This is a genomic window from Sphingobium sp. LMC3-1-1.1, assembly GCF_040676285.1.
Classification (GTDB): Bacteria; Pseudomonadota; Alphaproteobacteria; order Sphingomonadales; family Sphingomonadaceae; genus Sphingobium.
In genome coordinates this window covers 1-629 of record NZ_JBEGHQ010000050.1, presented here as the reverse complement: position 1 = coordinate 629, position 629 = coordinate 1, and the positions used below count along the sequence as shown (strand labels likewise).

General features: G+C 51.4%; 1 protein-coding gene. It reads right to left on the bottom strand.

The window, feature by feature from the left end:
- On the bottom strand, positions 1-172 hold a 172-nt coding region (locus MRBLMC3_RS18710), incomplete at its 3' end, for a hypothetical protein (protein WP_363831268.1).
- Positions 173-629 lie beyond the last annotated feature (457 nt).

The window sequence follows — 629 nt, the reverse complement described above, 5'->3', positions numbered from 1 at the left end:
GCAGGCGTTCGGGACTATATTGCGCTTCGTGACTGTGAATTCCCTTGAAGCAGGCATAGCCGCGGCTCATCGCGTTATTCTCGTCGCCGCGAATGCTGACGATCCGGTCCTCATCGTCAATAGTCAGCTTAGTACCGCAGCCAGCAGTGCAAGTTCTGCAAAAGGATGTCACCGTACGCAAGATCAGTCTCCTGGACCATAATCGTCAAAGCACGATACCTTATTAACATTGGCGCCGTCGCTCTGAAGTTTTAAGCATTTCGCACACAGGGCACCGATCTGATGAACGATCAGGTCCTGTGATCGATGAATTCCTGAACAGGAATGACCAAAGCTCGACAAGTACCCCTCATCAAGCTTTGGTGTACCCGTTCATTAACTTAGAGCGATTTCCAAACGATTGGAACAGATCGCTGCGCAAAGAATCCCGGAATGCAAGGAATCAAGCGCAGCGGCCTAATTCAATCAGATCGAACCCGCTCTCAAGGCTCGTATTATTCATAGTTCGTAGCGCAGCGAAATTCTCCAGGTCCTCGGGCGGTTGTACGATTCATGCATGCAGCCGCAGAAGGTCGCCAGATCGAACCCGATCACGTTGACCCGCTTGTCGAAGATGTTGTCGAGCGAAG